The 18,638-nt window shown below is 44.9% G+C and carries 19 protein-coding genes and 1 pseudogene; 9 read left to right on the plus strand and 11 right to left on the minus strand.

Annotation, left to right across the window (positions count from 1 at the left end):
• Positions 1 to 91: 91 nt before the first annotated feature.
• The 5 genes from AB6D58_RS12060 to AB6D58_RS12080 all read right to left on the minus strand — a co-directional run bounded on the left by AB6D58_RS12060 (position 92) and on the right by AB6D58_RS12080 (position 4,749).
• The gene (locus tag AB6D58_RS12060; protein ID WP_017090893.1) at positions 92 to 769 is read right to left on the minus strand and encodes an LrgB family protein; all 678 of its coding nucleotides are present in this window, start codon (positions 767 to 769) and stop codon (positions 92 to 94) included.
• 2 nt (positions 770 to 771) lie between these two features.
• A complete protein-coding gene (locus AB6D58_RS12065) occupies positions 772 to 1,143 on the minus strand; it encodes a CidA/LrgA family protein (protein ID WP_108100047.1) in 372 nt (123 codons plus the stop codon).
• A 25-nt stretch (positions 1,144 to 1,168) separates the two neighbouring features.
• Entirely contained in the window at positions 1,169 to 2,593 is a 1,425-nt protein-coding gene (gene sbcB, locus AB6D58_RS12070; RefSeq protein WP_372157358.1) for an exodeoxyribonuclease I, read from the minus strand.
• Between the two features lie 206 nt (positions 2,594 to 2,799).
• Positions 2,800 to 3,648, minus strand: coding sequence for a sterol desaturase family protein (locus AB6D58_RS12075; RefSeq protein ID WP_372154840.1), 849 nt, complete (start codon positions 3,646 to 3,648; stop codon positions 2,800 to 2,802).
• Positions 3,649 to 3,735: 87 nt separating this feature from the next.
• Complete coding sequence (locus AB6D58_RS12080; RefSeq protein ID WP_372157360.1) at positions 3,736 to 4,749, minus strand: DUF2804 domain-containing protein; 1,014 nt, start codon at positions 4,747 to 4,749, stop codon at positions 3,736 to 3,738.
• A gap of 169 nt (positions 4,750 to 4,918) precedes the next feature.
• Here AB6D58_RS12080 and AB6D58_RS12085 point away from each other — a divergent pair, with 169 nt between their 5' ends.
• The gene (locus AB6D58_RS12085) at positions 4,919 to 5,953 is read left to right on the plus strand and encodes an AraC family transcriptional regulator (RefSeq protein ID WP_372157362.1); all 1,035 of its coding nucleotides are present in this window, start codon (positions 4,919 to 4,921) and stop codon (positions 5,951 to 5,953) included.
• Between the two features lie 4 nt (positions 5,954 to 5,957).
• On the opposite strand, the pseudogene AB6D58_RS12090 reads toward AB6D58_RS12085, so the two are convergent.
• Together AB6D58_RS12090 and AB6D58_RS12095 are read right to left on the minus strand one after the other, a co-directional pair.
• A pseudogene (locus tag AB6D58_RS12090) lies at positions 5,958 to 6,491 on the minus strand (chromosome partitioning protein ParA); the annotation flags it as partial.
• Positions 6,403 to 7,707, minus strand: coding sequence for a sphingomyelin phosphodiesterase (locus tag AB6D58_RS12095; protein WP_372157364.1), 1,305 nt, complete (start codon positions 7,705 to 7,707; stop codon positions 6,403 to 6,405). The gene AB6D58_RS12095 and the pseudogene AB6D58_RS12090, both read right to left, overlap by 89 nt.
• A gap of 415 nt (positions 7,708 to 8,122) precedes the next feature.
• Between AB6D58_RS12095 and AB6D58_RS12100 the strand changes: the two genes are divergently transcribed.
• Positions 8,123 to 8,644, plus strand: a complete 522-nt coding sequence (locus AB6D58_RS12100) for a DUF2058 domain-containing protein (RefSeq protein WP_010441213.1) — start codon at positions 8,123 to 8,125, stop codon at positions 8,642 to 8,644.
• 128 nt (positions 8,645 to 8,772) lie between these two features.
• On the opposite strand, the gene AB6D58_RS12105 is transcribed toward AB6D58_RS12100, so the two are convergent.
• Complete coding sequence (locus AB6D58_RS12105) at positions 8,773 to 8,994, minus strand: hypothetical protein (RefSeq protein WP_017059142.1); 222 nt, start codon at positions 8,992 to 8,994, stop codon at positions 8,773 to 8,775.
• 307 nt (positions 8,995 to 9,301) lie between these two features.
• On the minus strand, positions 9,302 to 10,186 hold the full coding sequence (locus AB6D58_RS12110; protein ID WP_017068270.1) for a LysR family transcriptional regulator: 885 nt from the start codon (positions 10,184 to 10,186) through the stop codon (positions 9,302 to 9,304).
• A gap of 132 nt (positions 10,187 to 10,318) precedes the next feature.
• Between AB6D58_RS12110 and AB6D58_RS12115 the strand changes: the two genes are divergently transcribed.
• Positions 10,319 to 11,329, plus strand: a complete 1,011-nt coding sequence (locus AB6D58_RS12115; RefSeq protein WP_017059146.1) for an aldo/keto reductase family oxidoreductase — start codon at positions 10,319 to 10,321, stop codon at positions 11,327 to 11,329.
• A gap of 9 nt (positions 11,330 to 11,338) precedes the next feature.
• Positions 11,339 to 11,731: a heme-binding protein gene (locus AB6D58_RS12120; protein WP_017066157.1), complete on the plus strand. Its 393-nt coding sequence runs from the start codon at positions 11,339 to 11,341 to the stop codon at positions 11,729 to 11,731.
• Positions 11,732 to 11,843: 112 nt separating this feature from the next.
• Here AB6D58_RS12120 and AB6D58_RS12125 read toward each other — a convergent pair whose 3' ends face one another.
• Entirely contained in the window at positions 11,844 to 13,217 is a 1,374-nt protein-coding gene (locus AB6D58_RS12125) for an L-cystine transporter (RefSeq protein WP_017059148.1), read from the minus strand.
• Positions 13,218 to 13,402: 185 nt separating this feature from the next.
• Positions 13,403 to 14,098 carry an NAD-dependent epimerase/dehydratase family protein gene (locus AB6D58_RS12130; RefSeq protein ID WP_017059149.1) on the minus strand — a complete coding sequence of 232 codons (696 nt, stop codon included), beginning with the start codon at positions 14,096 to 14,098 and terminating at the stop codon, positions 13,403 to 13,405.
• Positions 14,099 to 14,816: 718 nt separating this feature from the next.
• Between AB6D58_RS12130 and AB6D58_RS12135 the strand changes: the two genes are divergently transcribed.
• Genes AB6D58_RS12135 through cobC form a run of 5 tightly spaced genes read left to right on the plus strand, consistent with a single transcriptional unit; the run spans position 14,817 to position 18,559 of the window.
• Positions 14,817 to 15,428, plus strand: a complete 612-nt coding sequence (locus AB6D58_RS12135) for a flavin reductase family protein (RefSeq protein ID WP_372157366.1) — start codon at positions 14,817 to 14,819, stop codon at positions 15,426 to 15,428.
• Between the two features lie 57 nt (positions 15,429 to 15,485).
• The gene (cobT, locus tag AB6D58_RS12140) at positions 15,486 to 16,514 is read left to right on the plus strand and encodes a nicotinate-nucleotide--dimethylbenzimidazole phosphoribosyltransferase (RefSeq protein WP_372157368.1); all 1,029 of its coding nucleotides are present in this window, start codon (positions 15,486 to 15,488) and stop codon (positions 16,512 to 16,514) included.
• The gene (locus AB6D58_RS12145; protein WP_372157370.1) at positions 16,514 to 17,320 is read left to right on the plus strand and encodes an adenosylcobinamide-GDP ribazoletransferase; all 807 of its coding nucleotides are present in this window, start codon (positions 16,514 to 16,516) and stop codon (positions 17,318 to 17,320) included. The genes cobT and AB6D58_RS12145 overlap by 1 nt, the downstream gene beginning before the upstream one ends.
• A 9-nt stretch (positions 17,321 to 17,329) precedes the next feature.
• Positions 17,330 to 17,932, plus strand: a complete 603-nt coding sequence (cobU, locus tag AB6D58_RS12150; protein ID WP_372157372.1) for a bifunctional adenosylcobinamide kinase/adenosylcobinamide-phosphate guanylyltransferase — start codon at positions 17,330 to 17,332, stop codon at positions 17,930 to 17,932.
• Positions 17,933 to 17,941: 9 nt separating this feature from the next.
• Positions 17,942 to 18,559 (plus strand): alpha-ribazole phosphatase family protein, encoded by a 618-nt coding sequence (cobC, locus tag AB6D58_RS12155; protein WP_017059155.1) that lies wholly within the window; start codon positions 17,942 to 17,944, stop codon positions 18,557 to 18,559.
• Positions 18,560 to 18,638 lie beyond the last annotated feature (79 nt).

Below are 18,638 nucleotides of genomic sequence, written 5' to 3' on the forward strand. Positions count from 1 at the left end.
CTATTGCTAAATAAATGCGAATAAAAAGCCCAAACAGACACTGTAATAAACAGCATTCTGGTTGGGCTGGATCGCGTAGTGATCGTTTAGGTTAAGAATAGAACCAAACCACGAGCGAAAATATACTCGGTGCGATGATTGAGGTAATGACGCCACAAAGCACAAGAGCCAAAGAACTGAATGCTGCATCTTCCTGATTCTTTTCCGCACAAGTCGCGGTGCCTAAAGCGTGAGACACGGTACCCATGGTTAAACCACGGGCGATCGGGCTCTTAATACCAATGAGATTGTAGATTGGATAAGCAAAAATTGCCCCAAACAGACCAACAATCAATACCAGTATTGCCGCAATCGCTGCTTCACCACCTAAATGGCTTGATACTTCCATCGCAATTGGCGTGGTGACTGATTTGCCTAACAAGCTCGCAATCAAAGTTAAGTCCGCTTTAAAAGCCACTGCGATTAATGCCGTTGTTGTCATCGACATCACACTGCCTAGCGTGCAAGCAAAGGTAATAATGCGCCAGTTGGCTCTGATTTGAGGTAGCTGTTCATAAAGCGGGTAAGCAAGGGCAACAACCGCAGGCTGAAGCATGTAGGTAATCCAGGTGTTGTCGGCATAGTAAGTCTCAAACGGTACTCTAAAGAACGTGAGTATCGGAATGATGATACCAATGCTGATAAGCAGGGGATTACAAAGCGGCGAGTTTACTTTTTGACTTACCCAGCGAGCAAACAGGAATACCACGATGGTGAGTAGAATCCACATGATCAGTTACCTCTCGATAGCAAGCGGTCTAAGAACCATGATAAGGACACCAACACCAGTAACGTGCCACCAACGGCGCTCGCCATAATTGGCAATGCGTTCGCGATGAGCATGTCGAAGTGATCCATCAACCCAACACTGATCGGAACAAACAGTAAGATCATTAGGCGGATAATCAAGCTTGCACCGGGTTGTACCCAGTGCGAAGGAACAATACCAATCACCATGGCGGCAAACAGAATCAACATGCCAAAAATACTGCCTGGGATTGAGGTATCCAAAAAGTACTGTAACGCGTTACCTGCTGTAAGTGCACCTATGATTAAGGTGAAGGAGATTAAGCAGTAAACCAGTTGGATCAATCTTTCTTTCAAAGTGTTACGTCTCTTGATAATGGAATTAGCTAGCTAACTTTTCTACGTACTGATAAACCGCCTTCAAGATAGCCATTTTCTTCTCGTCGCTTTCATGTTCGTGCGCGAGGTTTTCAAGGTTGAGCATGTACTCTTCTAAACGGCACTCATAAAACTCACGACAATGGTTCGCCCATTTCAATTGCTCAGCTTCGTCGAGCGTCCATGGGAAGTTACGCGCACGGTAACGGAACAGTAACGGTTTAATTCGTTCGTCACTGAAGGTGATATCCAAAGCCGCCAAGTTGTTCGGGTCAGTTTCGCGAATGATGTTCATCGCTGTTTTATCAGCAGGTGAAAAGAAACCGTCGTAAAGGTGTGTATCAACATCATCACTCTTTTCGTACTCGCGCTCTTGTGAATACAGGCCGATCAGTTTTTCGCGGATCTCTGGGTGTTCGCGCAGCAGTGCCAAGTTTTTCAGGCATTGTTGGCGATCGATACCGATGGTTTCAGCATTTTCAGCCGTTAGCGTTTTGGCTGGAGCAAGAATAGGGCACTTGTTTAGCTGAACCAATTTGATGGGTACGGGTAGTTCGTCTTCACCCAGTTCACTGCGTTTGGTATAGAGCCTTTCTCTGAGTTCATCAGCGTCCAGTTCTAACAGTGGGCTTGGATCTTTGGCTAAATCAACCACGATAACCGCATTTTGATTGGTTGGGTGCCAAGCCATAGGCACAATCCAGCTGGTGTAGTTGCAGTCACGGCCAAACATGCCTGAAACGTGCATTAATGGTGTCATGTTTACGATATCAACCAGATCATTCAGCTTACGCTTATGACGCATGTTGTAAAGGTAATCGAACATCTTAGGTTGCGCAGCTTTCAGCTTCTTCGCTAACTCGATGGTCGCAATAACATCGGCCATCGCATCGTGCGCGTTCTCATGTTCAATGCCGTTTGCCACAGATAGGTGTTCCAGTTTGAAGCTTGGATAACCTTCTTCGTTCTCTGGCCAAACAATGCCTTCAGGGCGCAGTGCGTGAACAGCGCGCATTACATCTAATAAATCCCAACGCGAGTTGCCGTTCTGCCAACTCCACGCATATGGGTCGATGAAGTTTCGGTAGCAGGTGTAACGCGTTACCTCGTCATCGAATCGAATACTGTTGTAGCCAAGGCTTGTGGTGTTAGGTTTCGCTAACTCAGCATGGATCTTAGCGATAAACTGTGGCTCAGGGAGACCTTGTGAAGCCGCTTTTTGTGGTGTGATACGGGTGATCAGTGCAGCTTCAGGCGCAGGGAGGTAATCAGCGGGAGGTTGGCAATAGATAACCAGAGGCTCTCCAATAACATTGAAATCTTGGTCGGTACGAACACCCGCAAACTGACTCGGACGGTCTTTTGCTGGGCTAACGCCCCATGTTTCGTAATCGAAAAAGAAGTAGGTTGGCTGATTATCTGAACTCATTGAATTTCCTGAACAGCAAGCGCGGAACGTTTACTGTGGCTGAAGGTTAGTTTTGTTCAGTATCTGATAGTATGCGGTACGCGTGCAACCCAGATCACAAATAAATTGCCGGAAAACGGTGCTTTACTATTCAATCGAGTCAGTGGGGAAGGTTTTGAAACCAATTGAGGCGGTTTCTTAGTTAATACAATCTGTCTATCGTCCGTTTAATCCGATGGAGGCGAGAGTATCAACTGGACTTTCTGCTTCATGGTTAACTCTCGGTTCTTCAAATCTTTGAATATGGCCTTCCATTCTTGAAAGGTGACCACTATCGGATTAAAACTGTTCACGGGTTTGGTGACGCCATAACGTACAGTTTCAACTTCAGGTTCGAATGTACCAAATAACTTATCCCAGATAATAAGAACGCCGGCGTAGTTCTTATCAATGTATTGCGGGTTTTTGCCGTGATGTACTCGATGATGCGAAGGGGTATTAAAGATGTATTCAAGTGGCCCCAAGCTTCGTATCCATTGTGTATGGACGAAGAACTGCAAACCTAGATTCAGAAGCACCACAAAGATGACCCATTTAGGGTCAAAACCTATGATGACTAACGGTACCCAGAACAGCCACATTCCCGCAATGGGGTACATTAAACTTTGACGGAAAGCCGTACTGAAGTTCATCTGTTCTGAGCTGTGGTGCGCGACGTGTGCTGCCCACATCCAGCGAACACGATGGCTTGCTCTATGGAACCAGTAATAGCAAAAGTCTTGCAACACCATCAACACAATGAAACTCAGCACGCCCATTTCAATGTCCATTAAACGCCAACCAAACATCAAGAGATACAACTGCACGACCAATAACCCGGTGATCAAATCGGAGAGTTGATGCATTCCTGCAAGCGTGAAGTTACACATCACTTCTGAAAGTTTATAGCTGGAATTATCTGGCAATCGACCTTGCTTCTGACCGATAAAATACTCAGCCAACATGCACACCACGAATAAGGGCGCTAATACCAGCAGTAGCCATTCTGGGTGATTGATTAATGCGTCGATATTCATGTTTTATCCTTGTTGAGACGCCATACGCGTTCTTAGTATCAAGTTTACTTAGACTTGCTCGCCTGAGATTCAATCAGCAGAATTTCGCTACCAGCGAGCAAAGTGATCTTCTGTTAGGCCAAGAACACCATCGAGTTGATGTGTCACTCCATTGTTGTCTTCAATCGAGCCAGAAAAATGACCAATGAACTGACGAAAGTTACTCTTTAACAGCCATAAATTGAGCTTTTCGTTGCGGTTATTTAAGGGCGTAAAGGTCAGGTTTATACGTCCATCTTGTGATGTTATCTGCCAAGGCAAGTTCGTGTCTTGGCGACTGAACGTAAACTGTACCGGGTTAAGCAAGTGTCTGGTTCCATTGACCCATAACACGTTTTCGCAGCCTCCGGTTTCATTCACGCCCGCCGCGAGGTTTAAGCCAATATCTGTGCCATGGGATTGCGTGTTGATACTTGCCCAGCGCCAACTGGTTTCACGTCTCATGTAACCCGCTGAAAAGTCATAACCAGCACGAGCTTGTTCGAGAACGAGTGATTCTCCTTTGATTTGGATTTCACCGCTGATGCGCAAAGCATTGTGCTTTTGGGTGTAAGTCCAACCTGAATAACCCGTTGGGCTGCACATCGCCATGGGCAAGCTGTCGGTTTCAGGCTCTAAAGAAATATCGGCCTTGATGAATTTCGTATTCAAGCGAACTCGCCATTGTCCGCCCTCGATATAGAAAGCAATGCTTTGATCTGCAATGCTTGTCTTTCCTTCAAATGGTGAAGGCGTTACATGCTTATCAAACCCTAATGGCCTCAACCAAGATGACTCTTCTAGATGGTTGTTTTCAATATCGTACAGATAACAAAATGCCGAGCCCAAGTAGCGAATATCCGCGATAGCGACACCAATAATGTGCGTGTCGGTGACGATGCTGACAAATTGAAATTGTTTGTAGTGGAAGTGCTTCTGCCAAAGATTTGCTTTTGCATCCATCGAGTTTCGGTAGTCAAAGCTCTCGATGTTCAGGTGTTTGGGGATGCCATCGAAATGTCCAATGATCGGCTGACCATTAGAATCAATCAAACTGTGTGGGGCTGGGTTCGTTTTTATCATTGCGATGGTTCACATTAATTTAACAACTAAAGCCATTGTGCGATGAGTAGCGTAGAATTGGGAGGTCATATTCGGACAAGAGCGCGTTACCAATCACGATTTTGTTAGTAGTGTTGTTGAAGCTGAGTAGTCATGTTTATGGGAATGGGCTCGATATAAGGAGAGACGATTGGAGATTATTGCGGAGTATAAGCCGACCGGACATCGGCATCAGTTGGGTACATTAGATATCGCGCTGCTGTTGAATACGTTAGAGCAACGAGGTATCGATATTGAAAGGCTACTCAATGATGTGGGTTTGCCGAACATGGATTGGCGAGACCCGAATGGAAAGCTGACTTACGCTGATAAACTTGCGTTATTTAGCGCGGCGAATCAGAGCTTTCCTCACGATGGCTTAGGGCTTTGGCTGGGGGAACACGCTAGCTTGAGCCACTTTGGTGTGTTGGGTTATGCGCTATCAACCAGTCAAAATGTCGGGGAGGCCATCAAGTCGGGCTTCAAGTATTTGCGCCTGAACGGTCCTATTTTCTCGGTTAAATTGTTTCTAGATTCCGAGCAAGCAGTGATTCAGATTGAGAACACATTGGAAGTGGGTGATCTGCTTCCTTTCTGCAGTGAATATTTCTTGAATTCAATCGTCTCTTTATTCAAAGAGCTGACTGGTCATGAGTTGGATATTCATATTTTGGCTTTGCCTTATACACGCACTAATTACGCCAAGCTCTATGACGATCGTTTCCAGTGCCCTGTAGTTTTTGAGCAGAGCCATTGTGAACTGCGTTTTGATGTATCGGTTTTGTCGCAAACCTTATTGACTCATGATGCAGCGACACTGAAGCGCTATCTTGCGTCTTGCCAGTCGATAATGGAAACGTTGGACTCTGAGCATCTGCTGACTAACCAGATCAAAACGATCTTTTATCAAACCGCAGGCAGTTTCCCGAATATTGAACAACTCGCGGATGAGTTTGGTTGTAGCTCTCGTACACTCAGGCGAGAGCTAGTAACCCATGAATCCAGTTACCAAATATTGCTTACCGAAGTTCGAGTGGAACTGGCCAAAGAGCTGTTACTCGGTACAACCATGAGCATTGATGACATCGGTGAAAGGCTCGGTTATAGCGACCCTGCAAACTTCAGAAGGGCGTTTAAAGGTTGGCTCAATAAGACGCCCGCTCAGTTTCGTGATGGTTTAAGTTAAGGCGTTACTTGCTAAAGAACTGCTCCCTGAAATCGGTGACTTGCTGTTGATAATAACTGTCCCAATCTTGTTGAGTCCAAGTGGCATAACTTGATGAGCGCTGAGAGTCTAAGGTCGCTTTGAGCTGATCCAGTTGCTCGTGATAACTCATCACGGTTTGTTGCTGTTGTGCGACTTGTTGTTCTCGCGCGGCAATGTTGCTGGCCTGCGCTTCATCTAAGTAGGCATCTTGAAGGTCGGCTTTGACTGATGCTACTTCAGCAGGGCTATAGCTGCTGGGTATCAAAGATACTGCCAGTTCATATTTTTGAAGCTGTGTTTCGGCGTTTAACGTGCCCGTATTGTTTTGCCATTCACTAAGCAAATCTTGATAGTTGGCCAAAAACTGGCTCGCTTCGTTCTTTTCAAGGGTGTTAGCGTCATGCGTAAAATCCAGATGAGCAAGCTGGTCAGCGAATAGCTGGTGGGCCAACTCTCCCCATACTTGTTGATCTTGGGACATCCACGCGATTGTAGTTATGCGCTTTAGCGGCATACTCTGAGCTCACTACCACATAATCGAGATACTCAACGTTCTCGCCACCCGACATAGGCTCTCCCGCAAAGTTGTTGATGCGTGGGTCAAAGGTAGAAGCGGTGTAACCTGAGTATGTTGGTTCATCAGCCTGCAGGTTAGCAAACATCTGTTGGTAGTCGCCTGGGAACTTCAACTTGTTCACGTTGAAGTCACCGCTGTAAACCACAGTTTCTGATGCCGGGATATTCAGAGACTGCGCCAGTGCACGCATCTGCTTGAATTGACGTTGTCGGTAATCACGAGCGGTGTCCGTATCGAATGATGCCGTGTGGGTACCGAAAACATGGTAAGCCTGACCATTCTTGATAACTTCCGCGTAGTTAACACCTTTATCAGCAAAGCAATCTGTGCTCGTGCAATCAGGGAAAACATACTGCGCTTCATTAACGATAGGATAGCGGCTGACAATGATCACACCACCGTCGTATATGTTAATCCCATCTTTATCGAGCATTTTAGTTTGATAAGGATACTCTTTCGCAAGCTCACGCAAGAACTCATCTCTGCCGTTAGCAAACACCTCTTGAAGCGCCAACACGTCATAGCCCTTTACATATTGAGGGAGTAGGTCATAGCGGTCACCAATATGTGAAGCGATGGCAGGCAGCGCCCAGATGTTGTAAGTCATGACCTTGAGTGTATTGGCATCCGGCTCTGGTTGCTCATCCACTTTTGGTGGGGTGATGGTGTAATAAATATCATCATAGCGCGCTGTAGAATCGGCTTTGAGGGCTAGCTCTGCATTGACCCCGAACGCATCGGTTGTGCTGCGATGAATATTACGATCGTCATGCAATGTTAGGTTGACGTCTGCGGCACTCAAACCATGTTGCAGTGTCGAGTTATACCAATGTCCCTTCATGGTTTGGTTGAGCGTGACACTTTCGCCCACAGCGTTTGATACCACAGTGTCAAACTCATAGGTCTTCCCAGATTTCACACCAGTCCAGCGGTTGAAACTTATCAGCTTCTTCGTCTCCCAAGGACCAATCTGTTCAACATGCTGTTGCCACTCATCACCGAGTTGAAGCAGGTCGGTACCAGTGTGGTTGGCTTGAATGGTCATCACTTGATTGGTGTTATTGGTGAGATACACGTCAGTGTCTGCTATGGCAGAGGTCGAAGCGATTGATGTGGATGCCACAAGTGCAGCTAACCAAGTCCATTGAGTTTTCATCGTTTACGTTATCCTTATTGATTGATGTCTAGAATAACGTAGTCAAGAGTTATGACATTGGATTTATAACTCTATGGCATTTATTCAAATATGAGATATATGCCAAGGTTTTATAAAATTGATTAACCATTGAAAATTAACATATTGTCTTGTTGGAATGATAAATGGTACGCGCGCGAATAATAGAGTCAGATAATGGTTTTGAGTCGGTGGAGCAGCCAATGTTGGCATGCTTAAATCAAAACTGTATGTTCGGGGAGAGTAGAGATTGTGAGCAACTAGAAGGGATTGTGGCGATAGCTTAGATCTATCAGCACAAATTTTGCGATTGTTCTGTAATTTACTCTTGTTCAGTAAACAGAAACCTTAAAAACAGGTATGATAGTGCCGTTTTTAATCCTGAACTGGGAAAGTCATGGCAAAGTTAACACTCCAAGAGCAGATGCTTAAAGCTGGCTTGGTAAATGAGAAAAAATTAAAGAAGGCGAAGAAAGGCTCTAAAAAGTCTCGCGTTCAGTCTCGTGAAGCAAAAGCGGCAGCTGAAGAAACTAAACTGGCGCAGCAAGCGAAAGACAAAGAGCTAAACCAACAGTTGAAAGAACAACAGTTGAGCAAAGAAATTAAAGCTCAAGTGAAGCAACTGATTGAGATGAACAAGATCGAACAGAAGAACGGTGAGATCAAATACAACTTCACCGACGGTACGCTAGTTAAATATCTTTACGTAGAAGAGCTGACTCAAAAGCAACTAAGTAAAGGCATTCTAAGTATTGCTCGTCAAGGCGAGAGCTATGTTGTTATTCCAACAGCAGTAGCGAACAAGATTGCTATGCGCGACGAAGAATCTATCGTTGATACGCAGGCAGGTAGCACAGACGAAGTAGACGAAGATGACCCGTACAAAGACTTCGTGATCCCAGATGATCTAATGTGGTAATCCGTTTTACCTAGCTCCATTTTAATGGTTAGCTAAGTTTACAGGATCTAAGAATGCAGCGAACAATCACTCGATTGGCGCTGCATTTTTTTTGGCGCGAAATGACTTCAACAAATCTTGAATAAAGCTTAGTGTTCTGACATGCCGTAAACAAGGCTATCATTGGCACTTGCATGATCGATAAAATCGGTATTAGCGCGCTGTTCGTGTTGGTCATAGCCATCGAAGTAACAGTCGCCAATTTCATTGCGCGGGCAAACGTGAATGTGGTCTTTGATGACCAGTTCGGTAGAGCAGCATGGGCAGTGTTTTACATGTCCAGTGAGTACCGTAGATCGATTTGGTTTCATACATCCTCCTGATAGGCACTGTAATCTGATTGCCTATTTGCACCCTAAGTTACGCAAATTAGTGTGTCGTTATGATTTCATTTTTAAGTCAATGAAAAACGATTCGTAGAGTGAATGTTTAGGTATTAATGTAAATGTAAGAGCAAGAAAAAATAAAAGAACTAGGACGAGTAGGCTTGAAAGTAGATCGGCCATATAGTCGACTTTCACTGGTATCACATTCAGCCGAAGAGGTTGAAGTAGAGCTCGCTACGACGAATATGTTGGCCAGATGAAACCAACAAGCCCTAGTGAGCTGTGCATCATTTTATCGACTTAAGCTTTCAAAGTAATGCTGAACAAATTTAACGAACACTTGGTGTTTCTTTGCCGGATAAATAACTTGCGGATAGAACAGATAAATACTGTTGCCTTGTTGCAGACATTCATCAGGCAGCACTCGCTCTAATTCTCCCAGTTCGACCTCTTTCGCAACGTAGTAACTTGCAATACGGATGATGCCACTACCTGCCATGGCTTGTTGCTTAAGCAGGTGGTTGTCATTACTTGAAAGCCAGCCGGACACATCAATATTTACCGATTTTAAAGGCCACTCGGTTTGGTGCAGAGTTGCTAAGCATTGATGATCACTTAAGTCACTCACATTGGTAGGGCGACCAAATTGGTTAAGATAACCGGGAGTCGCGACTAAATCATGTTGATAGCTAATCAAGTGTTTCGCCACCATGTTGTCAGGTGGCGTATTGGTGGCACGAAACGCGATATCGATATCATCTTGATTGAGATTAAAGTTGGTGTAGCTACTGTTTATCTCGAAACGAATCTCAGGGTATTGCTGCCTAAACTGTTGGCAGATATCGAATAGATATACCTCAGTAAACATCTTTGGCGCAGTGAGGCGTAATAGGCCTTTGACGATGTCGTGTTGCTCAGAAACACTGCGTTCAAGCTGTAAGACTTGCGAGCGAATCGTTAAGCCTTGTTGTAACGCGCGTTCGCCTTCTTGGGTTAAACGAACACTGCGAGTGGTTCTGACCAAAAGCGGGCACTGTAAATCGTTCTCTAAACGTTTGATCTGTTCAGAAAGGTAGCTCTTAGAGATACCGAGCTTTTCGGCTGCCTTGGTAAAGTTGAGTTGCTGAGCAAGTTCTACAAACAGGATCAGTCGTTCTATTCTTTTGTGTTCGTTCATTCGCGCGTTCCTACCAATCTATTGTTCGTCATATCAAACAATCATTTCGTAACTAGCATATTCTGTTTTTTAAAAAGAACAATATGATAGAGGCATATTTCTGGTCAGCAAATCTTCTAAGCGAGAATCGATATGACGAACAGCACTGAATCTACAAACAAAACGAATGACAAAAAACGTATCCCATTATCAAATTATCTACCGAATGTTGGGCAAATTGCCTATGGCTGCATGGGGTTAGGTGGTGGATGGAATGATAATCCAGTGACGAGTGCGGATGTTGCTCAAACACGAAGCGTAATCGGCACCGCACTAGAATCGGGCATTAACTTATTCGACCATGCGGATATCTATACCTTCAGCAAAGCTGAGCAAGCCTTTGGTCAAGCATTACAACAAGCGCCTGATCTGCGTGAACAGATGTTCATTCAATCTAAGTGTGGGATTCGTTTTGAAGGCGAGGGCAATGTTGGTCGTTATGATTTCTCGGCTGATTGGGTAGGCCAATCGGTAGACGGTATTCTCAATCGATTGAATACTGAAAAGCTTGATGTGCTGTTATTGCACCGCCCTGATCCTTTGATGGAACTCGATGAGCTAGCAAGAACGTTAGAGAACTTAAAAGCGCAAGGTAAGGTCGATTATTTTGGTGTGTCGAACATGAACAGCCATCAAATTCAGTACCTGCAATCTGCGCTTGGGCAACCCATCGTCGCGAATCAAGTTGAGATGAGCTTAGCCAAATTGGATTGGTTGAATGATGGGGTGATGATTAACTCGCAAGGGCACCATCAATCAGACTTCGCCGCAGGCACTCTTGAACATTGCCAATTGAATAACATCCAACTGCAAGCTTGGGGCTGTTTGGCACAAGGCCGATTTGCTGAGCAAGGTTTGTATTCAGAACATGAAAACGTGAAAAAGACAGCGCACTACGTGGCTCAGTTAGCGAACCAATATGGCGTAGAAAGTGAAGCGATTGTGTTGGCATTTTTGCTTCGTCACCCTGCTCGTATCCAACCTGTAATTGGCACCACAAATCTAGAGCGAATCAAAGCTTCGGCAGTCGCGACTCAGATAAACCTGTCTCGTGAAGAGTGGTACAACCTATACGTGTACTCACGTGGTCAAGCACTGCCATAAGGAATGAATATGTTGAATCAAAAGATCGCGCAACAACTGGTGTCTAACGCTCTAGACATTGCTGAGCGTAATCAACAAGCAATCGCGGTGAGCGTGTGTGATACGCACGGTGAGTTACTGGCGTTTATTCGCATGGATAATGTGAGTGTTCAAGCCGGATTGTTAGCACAGAACAAAGCTTATACATCTGCAAGAGATAGACAGCCAAGCGGTAACTTAGGTGCTTGGGCGAGAGAAACTGGTAAAGACTTAAGTTACTGGACTGACCCAAAGATCACTGGCTTTAAAGGCGGTGTTCCCATTGAATTAAATGGGCAGGTGATTGGCGCTATTGGTGTCAGCGGATTAAGTGAAGACGACGATGAAGCACTTGCCGAAAAAGTCATTCAACTTGTGTTCTAAGCTGTTGCTCGTGAAGTAATGGAAGTTAGAAGTAACAGATAATAAAAAACCGATGCATGTGCATCGGTTTTTTTGTTTAACGAGACTCAAGTGCTTGAATCAATCGAACCCATTAAGCGTTCGCTTGTTCCAGATCTTGTTGCTTGTCTTTCTTGCCTAATAGGCGGCTTGTGATCGTACCGGCTGTCATAGCACCAGATACGTTAAGCGCCGTACGTGCCATATCGATAAGTGGCTCGATAGAGATAAGCAGTGCTGCAATCGTTACAGGAAGGCCCATAGCAGGAAGTACGATAAGCGCCGCGAACGTTGCACCGCCACCTACGCCAGCAATACCGAATGAGCTCACTGTGATAATAGCAATCAGAGACAGAATGAAGTTGATGTCCATTGGGTCGATGCCAACTGTAGGCGCAACCATGACTGCTAGCATTGCAGGGTAGATACCCGCACAACCGTTTTGACCAATCGTCGCACCGAAAGAGGCAGACAGGTTAGCAATCGCTGGTGGCACGTTTAGCTTAGTGATTTGAGCTTCAACGTTCAGTGGAATTGTTGCTGCAGAACTACGAGACGTGAAAGCGAACGTCAGTACAGGCCAGATCTTTTGGAAGTACTCTTTCGGGTTTACACCAACAAAAGAAACCAACACACCGTGTACGACGAACATCAGTAGAATCGCAACGTAAGATGCAACGATGAAACCCAGTAGGCTGAGGATGTCAGAAGCACTTGATGTTGCAACTACCTTCGCCATTAACGCTGCGATGCCGTATGGCGTTAGTGCCATGATCATCTTAACTAAGCGCATAACGATAGATTGTGACGCTTCAACGAAAGTACGGATTGGAGATTCTAGTTCTTCTTTCTCTGCCATCACTTTACGAGCAGCGATGCCCGTTAGCACACCAAAGATAACAACCGCGATGATAGACGTAGAGCGAGCCCCCGTTAGGTCTGCAAATGGGTTAGTCGGAATAAAGCTGATCAGCATTTGTGGAATTGTTAGGTCTGAAACGCTACCGATGCGGCTTTCAAGTGTTGCGATACGTGCTGTTTCGCGAGCGCCTTCTGTTAAACCTTCAGCAGACAGGCCGAATGCTTGCGTTACAACAATACCAACAATCGCAGAAATCGCGGTTGTTGCTAACAGTACAGAAATGGTGATACCAGAAATCTTGCCCAGTGAGCCGCCTTTTTCAAGCTTCACTACTGCTGCAATCATTGAAACCAATACTAATGGCATGATCACCATTTTCAGTAGGCCAACATAACCACGGCCAACAATATTTACCCAGTCTAGTGTTTCGTTGATGACCGGATTGCCTTCACCAAATAACAGCTGTAGACCAAGACCAAATGCGCTACCAAATACTAAACCGAGTAAAACGAGGCGAGAAAGTGTGTTTTCTTTTTTCTGCTGTCCGTAGAGAAAAAAGAGGATACCAGTGAATACCGCTAAGGCAGCGATAGCTGAAAATGACATTTGTTTTCCTTATGAATCTCTTTAAATCGATAGGGCGCTTAGATATATGGGCGCAAATACTGTTAGCTACAGTAGCGACCTGTAACAAAACGTAAAATAAGGAAAAGTAATTTATTAGAACGATTAGTAATATCCACTCAATAGGATGGGTGGATATTCAACATTGTGATGAATAGGTGAGCTTTTTAGCGATATTTTGCCAATAAATTGAGCATGTCACTTGACGAGTAAATTTCGATATTTTGGAAATTATTTTCGAATAACCGGAACAACATTGCTTTGGCTACGTCTTCCGACTGAATAGGGCGTAGGTTTTTGAACTTACCAAGCATAAATGGAGACAGCAGAGGAAAGACACTTTGCAGGAGTTTTTCATCAGCTCTAGGTTCATCACGCTCACCCACCAGAGGCCCAGGGCGTGCGATGAAAAGCTGCTTGAAGCCAATACGTTTTAAATTTTGTTCCATTTGTCCTTTACAGCGAAGGTAGTGCGAATAGGAATCTGGTGAAGCGCCATAGCTAGAAACGACCGCTACGCGTTGAACCCCAAGAAACTTCATCGACTGTGCGACTTGGCTAACCAGTTCCACATCGATTTTGCGAAGCGCTTCTTTTGATCCTGCCTTTTTCTTAGTCGTACCTAAGCAGATAACGCCAAGATTAGGCGTCGCATTCGTGTCATCCCAACTGGTAACTTGCAGGTCGCTGTGAATGAGTGTGTGGAGCTTGTTGGAATCAAACTGTGAATCTAACGCTCGGCGAGATAGGGCATAGATATGATCAACGGCGGGTTCATCGATGAGCAACTTCATCACATGATGACCAATTAACCCGGTTGCACCAGCCACCACGACCGATGTTTTGTCTCCAGAAATGCTCATTTTAATCCCTTCTTCACTCCACAAGTGCTTGTTTAATATAAACAGTGTTTGAATTTTAAGCGAATAAAAGTTTGTTAAACGAGTGGTCAGTAGTATGTGGGGAGTCGCCTGTTTATGGAAAAAGAGATGATTTAGTTTGGCTCGACGCATAAGTACGGTCTGAAGCATAAGTACGATATGAAACATAATGGCGGTGGGAAAGATAAATGCGGTTTGAAACTTAAGTTAGGCGTTAAACATAACAAAGCCCGCTGGGCGACGGGCTTTGTTACTTTTCTTGCTTCTTACTAGGTAAAGGACAGTGGGATTTTCCTTACCTTTTTGCTAGCTTTCTTACTTGATTTATTTGGTTTTCTTTTACTTGAATTTGGAATCATTACACCTCCTAAATCGTTGTTCTGTTTTGTCTTTCAATCGATTGTCTTTCTTCGTGTAGCGTCAGTGTTGTGGGCATTCACTGTATGGGTACTTATCAATGGAGAGATTAATAAGTAATTTAGATAAGGCATAAACGATGCCAAAATGTAAGTTATTGATAAATCTATTATCAGTATTATTTGTGTTTTAGGGTTCGTCAATTTGACTGTCAATCTGAGAAAAAACCAGTGTGATCTGTTTAAATTAAGAACACTCTCTGCGGTTTCTGCCACATAGCCATAGATACAGCCTTGCTTAACACGTAAACTGAGTCGTAATTCACATAGACCAAGGACGTGCTATGAACCTCAAGCTTGATACTCTTGCTCCCACTCAGATTTATCACCTGATGACACAAACCGTTGTTCCTCGCCCGATTGCGTGGGCATTGACGGAATCTTCTGACCAAGAGTACAACCTCGCGCCTTTCTCTTATTTCACGCCTGTTTCTAGTAATCCGCCGTTACTGATGTTATCGGTTGGGAAGAAGCCGTCCGGCGAAATCAAAGATACCGCTCGTAATGCCCTAGAAACGGGTAAGCTAGTGATTCACATTGCTTCTTCAAGTTCTGCCGAAACCATGACGGCGACAGCAGCTACCCTTGAACATGGTGATTCGGAAGTCACCGCGAATAACATTGATCTGGTTGAATTTGAAGGCTTCTCTTTACCGAGATTGAAAGAGTGCGCGGTCGCTTTTGGATGCACCTTGTACGAAGTAAAAGAGGTTGGAGAAGTGCCACAAAGCCTTATCTTTGCTCAAGTCGAAACCGTGTACATTTCCGAAGACGCGATCGACAAAGACAGTGAGCGTCTTAAGATCGACGCGTTAGCACTTGATCCTTTATCTCGATTGGGTGGCGGTGAATACGCCACGCTTTCCAATGTGTTTTCTGTCGCACGCCCTAAGTAGCAATACCTAAGTAGCAGCCCTATATCAACGTACCCAGAATAAGCGTTTTTAAAAACTATGTTAGATACCCAATACTCGCAGTACATCCAACACCGAATTGACCAAAAAACCAAGCCACTTGGCGCACTTGGCTTACTAGAAAAAGTCGCACATCAACTGGCTTTGATTCAGAGCCAAGGCAAAGAAGCTGCGGTTGAACACATCGAATTGAATAAGCCAAGTATCATCATTTTTGCTGGCGACCATGGCATTGCTGACGAAGGCGTGACTATTGCTCCAAGCGCGGTAACACAACAGATGGTGTTGAACTTCTTAAGCGATGGCGCGGCGATCAATTGCTTCTGTGCGGTGAATAATATCGATATCACGGTAGTCGACACGGGGATATTGTTGCCTGTGGAATCAGACAGTGACATGTTGATCTCTCAGCGTTTGGGTACGCGAACCAATAACTTTGCCAATGAAGCGGCAATGAGTTTAGAAACGGTTGAACGTGGGATTGAACTGGGTACAGATCTTGTATCTAAAACCATTTCGAATGGCACCAATATCATCATGTTTGGTGAAATGGGTATCGGAAATACCAGCAGCGCATCAGCGATCTTAAGTGCATTAGCGAATCGTGCTGCAGCGGAGTGTGTTGGCCTAGGCACTGGCATCAACAATGAACAGCTTGCACGTAAAGTGGCTGTGGTTGAGCAAGGTGTTGCACGCTGCACAGGACTCGATCCTAAATCGATTTTAGCTCAAGTCGGTGGTTACGAAATAGTGCAAATGGTCGGTGCTTTCCTTGGCGCTTATCAAAACAGAACTCCTGTACTGGTCGATGGTTTTATCGTGTCAGTCGCTGCGTATGTTGCGACCTTAATTGAACCGAATTGCCGAGACTATATGATCTTTGCACATCGCTCTGAAGAGTCAGGACACAAAATTCTATTAGAACTTCTAGACGCTGAGCCGTTGCTTGATCTTGGCTTGAGACTAGGCGAGGGCACGGGCGCTGCACTAGCCATGCCAATCATCCGAGCGGCCGCTGAGTTCTATAACAACATGGCGAGCTTCGAGAGCGCCGGAGTCACAGTTTAATGAGTGATACGCCGAACAGATCTTTGAAAGATCGCGCTGCTTATCAGTGGGAGCTGTTTTCGTTGGCTATGGGCTTCTTTTCTCGTTTGCCAATGCCAAAGAATACGCCCTATTCAGAAGAGCGTATGAACCGTTCTGGTCGTTACTTCTCAACAGTCGGCTTGTTGCTTGGCGCCTTGTGCGGCGGTTTGTTCCTGTTGCTTGATACTGTGTTACCAAGCTCGATTGCCATCTTTTTGATGATGAGTTTTAGTTTGATGCTGACCGGTGCTTTCCATGAAGACGGCTTAACTGACATGGCGGATGGTATTGGTGGCGGCATGACACTTGAACGCCGCTTGACCATCATGAAAGATAGCCGAATTGGTACATACGGCGCGTCTGCGCTGATCATGGCGTTGCTTGGAAAGTGGGTTCTGCTCAATGAACTTAGCAGCATGACTGGATTGTTTATGGTCATCGTGACGAGCTACACCTTTAGCCGAGCGATTGCGGCATCCCTTATTTACGACATGCCTTACGTCAGCGATTTAGACACGAGCAAGAGTAAGCCTCTAGCCAATAAACAAACCAAGGGCGAACTTGTCTTCCTTATGTTGGTTGGCCTGTTACCAAGCTTGTGGTTTGGATTGGCGTGTACGTGTGTTTTAGTTGTGATTGCTTACGTGTTTAGAGTGGGCTTCAAAAAGTGGTTAATTGCAAGAATTGGTGGCTTTACTGGTGACTGTTTGGGCGCGGCTCAACAGTTGATGGAGTTGCTGACTTACCTTGTATTCATTACTGCATTTTACAATGACTTTCTATAACGGCTTCCTATGACCAACACCAATCAAACTAATCAAGCAAGTCAGCGAAACAGCCATTTGGTATTGGGTGGAGCTCGTTCTGGCAAGTCGAGTTTTGCAGAGCAACAAGCATTATGTGCGCTTGAAGCATGTTCAAATGGACGCCTCAATTATATTGCGACAGCGACATATCTTGATGATGAAATGCGAGAACGAATCGCGCACCATCAACAACGTCGTGGCGAGCAGTGGATTGAGCATGAAGTACCCGTCGAATTAGCCGAAAAACTGCAGTCTTTTGAGAAAGAAGATGTGGTATTGATTGATTGCCTAACCTTGTGGTTGAACAACATCATCTTTGAACTGGGTGATGACGCAACTAATGAACAGGTTGAAGCCGTGGTTGAAGTATTGGTCAAAAGCGTCGAGCAAAGTCCGGCGCAAATTATCATGGTCTCTAACGAAGTCGGTTTAGGTGTGGTGCCGCTGGGTAAAGTGTCTCGCTTGTTTGTGGACAATGCAGGACGAATGAACCAAGCGCTAGCTCGCGTCGTTGAGCGCGTCACGCTGGTTGCTGCCGGATTGCCGCTGCACTTAAAACCATCTAATCACTTGCTTGATATTCAAGGCTAGGTCGCACACATGGTCAATGGAACAACCAAAAACATCTATTTGTTAAGACATGGCAAAGTCGAAGGAAAAGCTGCGCTCAATGGTTTATCTGATGTGCTGGTCAACTCTGATCTTCAAGAACAGATATGTGAGGCACTAACTACACAAGACATTACCTTTGATAGCGTGGTTAGCTCTCCACTAAGACGATGTGGTGATCTCGCGAGCTTGTTTGCAGAGCGTATGTCTGTGCCTTTATCAGTTGCATCGGGTTTTCAGGAAATGAACTTCGGTGAAGTAGATGGTGTCCCATTTGATGAACTTGAAGACAAGTGGGGAATGTTAGAAACCTTTTGGAAAGACCCTGCTAATCATCAATTAACTGGCGCAGAAAGTTTACAGAGCTTCCACGACAGAGTAACTCAAGCTTGGTCGCAACTTTTGAATGATTCAAGTGACAACATATTGTTGGTTACTCATGGTGGTGTGATTCGCATACTGCTAGCGCACTGCCTTAATATTGATTGGAAAAACCCGAGTTTGTACTCGAAGTTATCGATAGAAAACGCATCGATAACGCATATTCAAATCACTCAGTTTGCGCAGAGCTTTATCAGCGTTAAATCGATAGGGATACCTGTTCTCTGAGTGTTCAAAAAACACAGTTTAAGAATTAACAATCTTTTAGATCTGTAAATAGAAACAGAAATATAAATAGAAGTATAAA

The sequence above is a fragment of the Vibrio sp. 10N.239.312.D08 genome (assembly GCF_041466145.1).
Classification (GTDB): Bacteria; Pseudomonadota; Gammaproteobacteria; order Enterobacterales; family Vibrionaceae; genus Vibrio; species Vibrio crassostreae_C.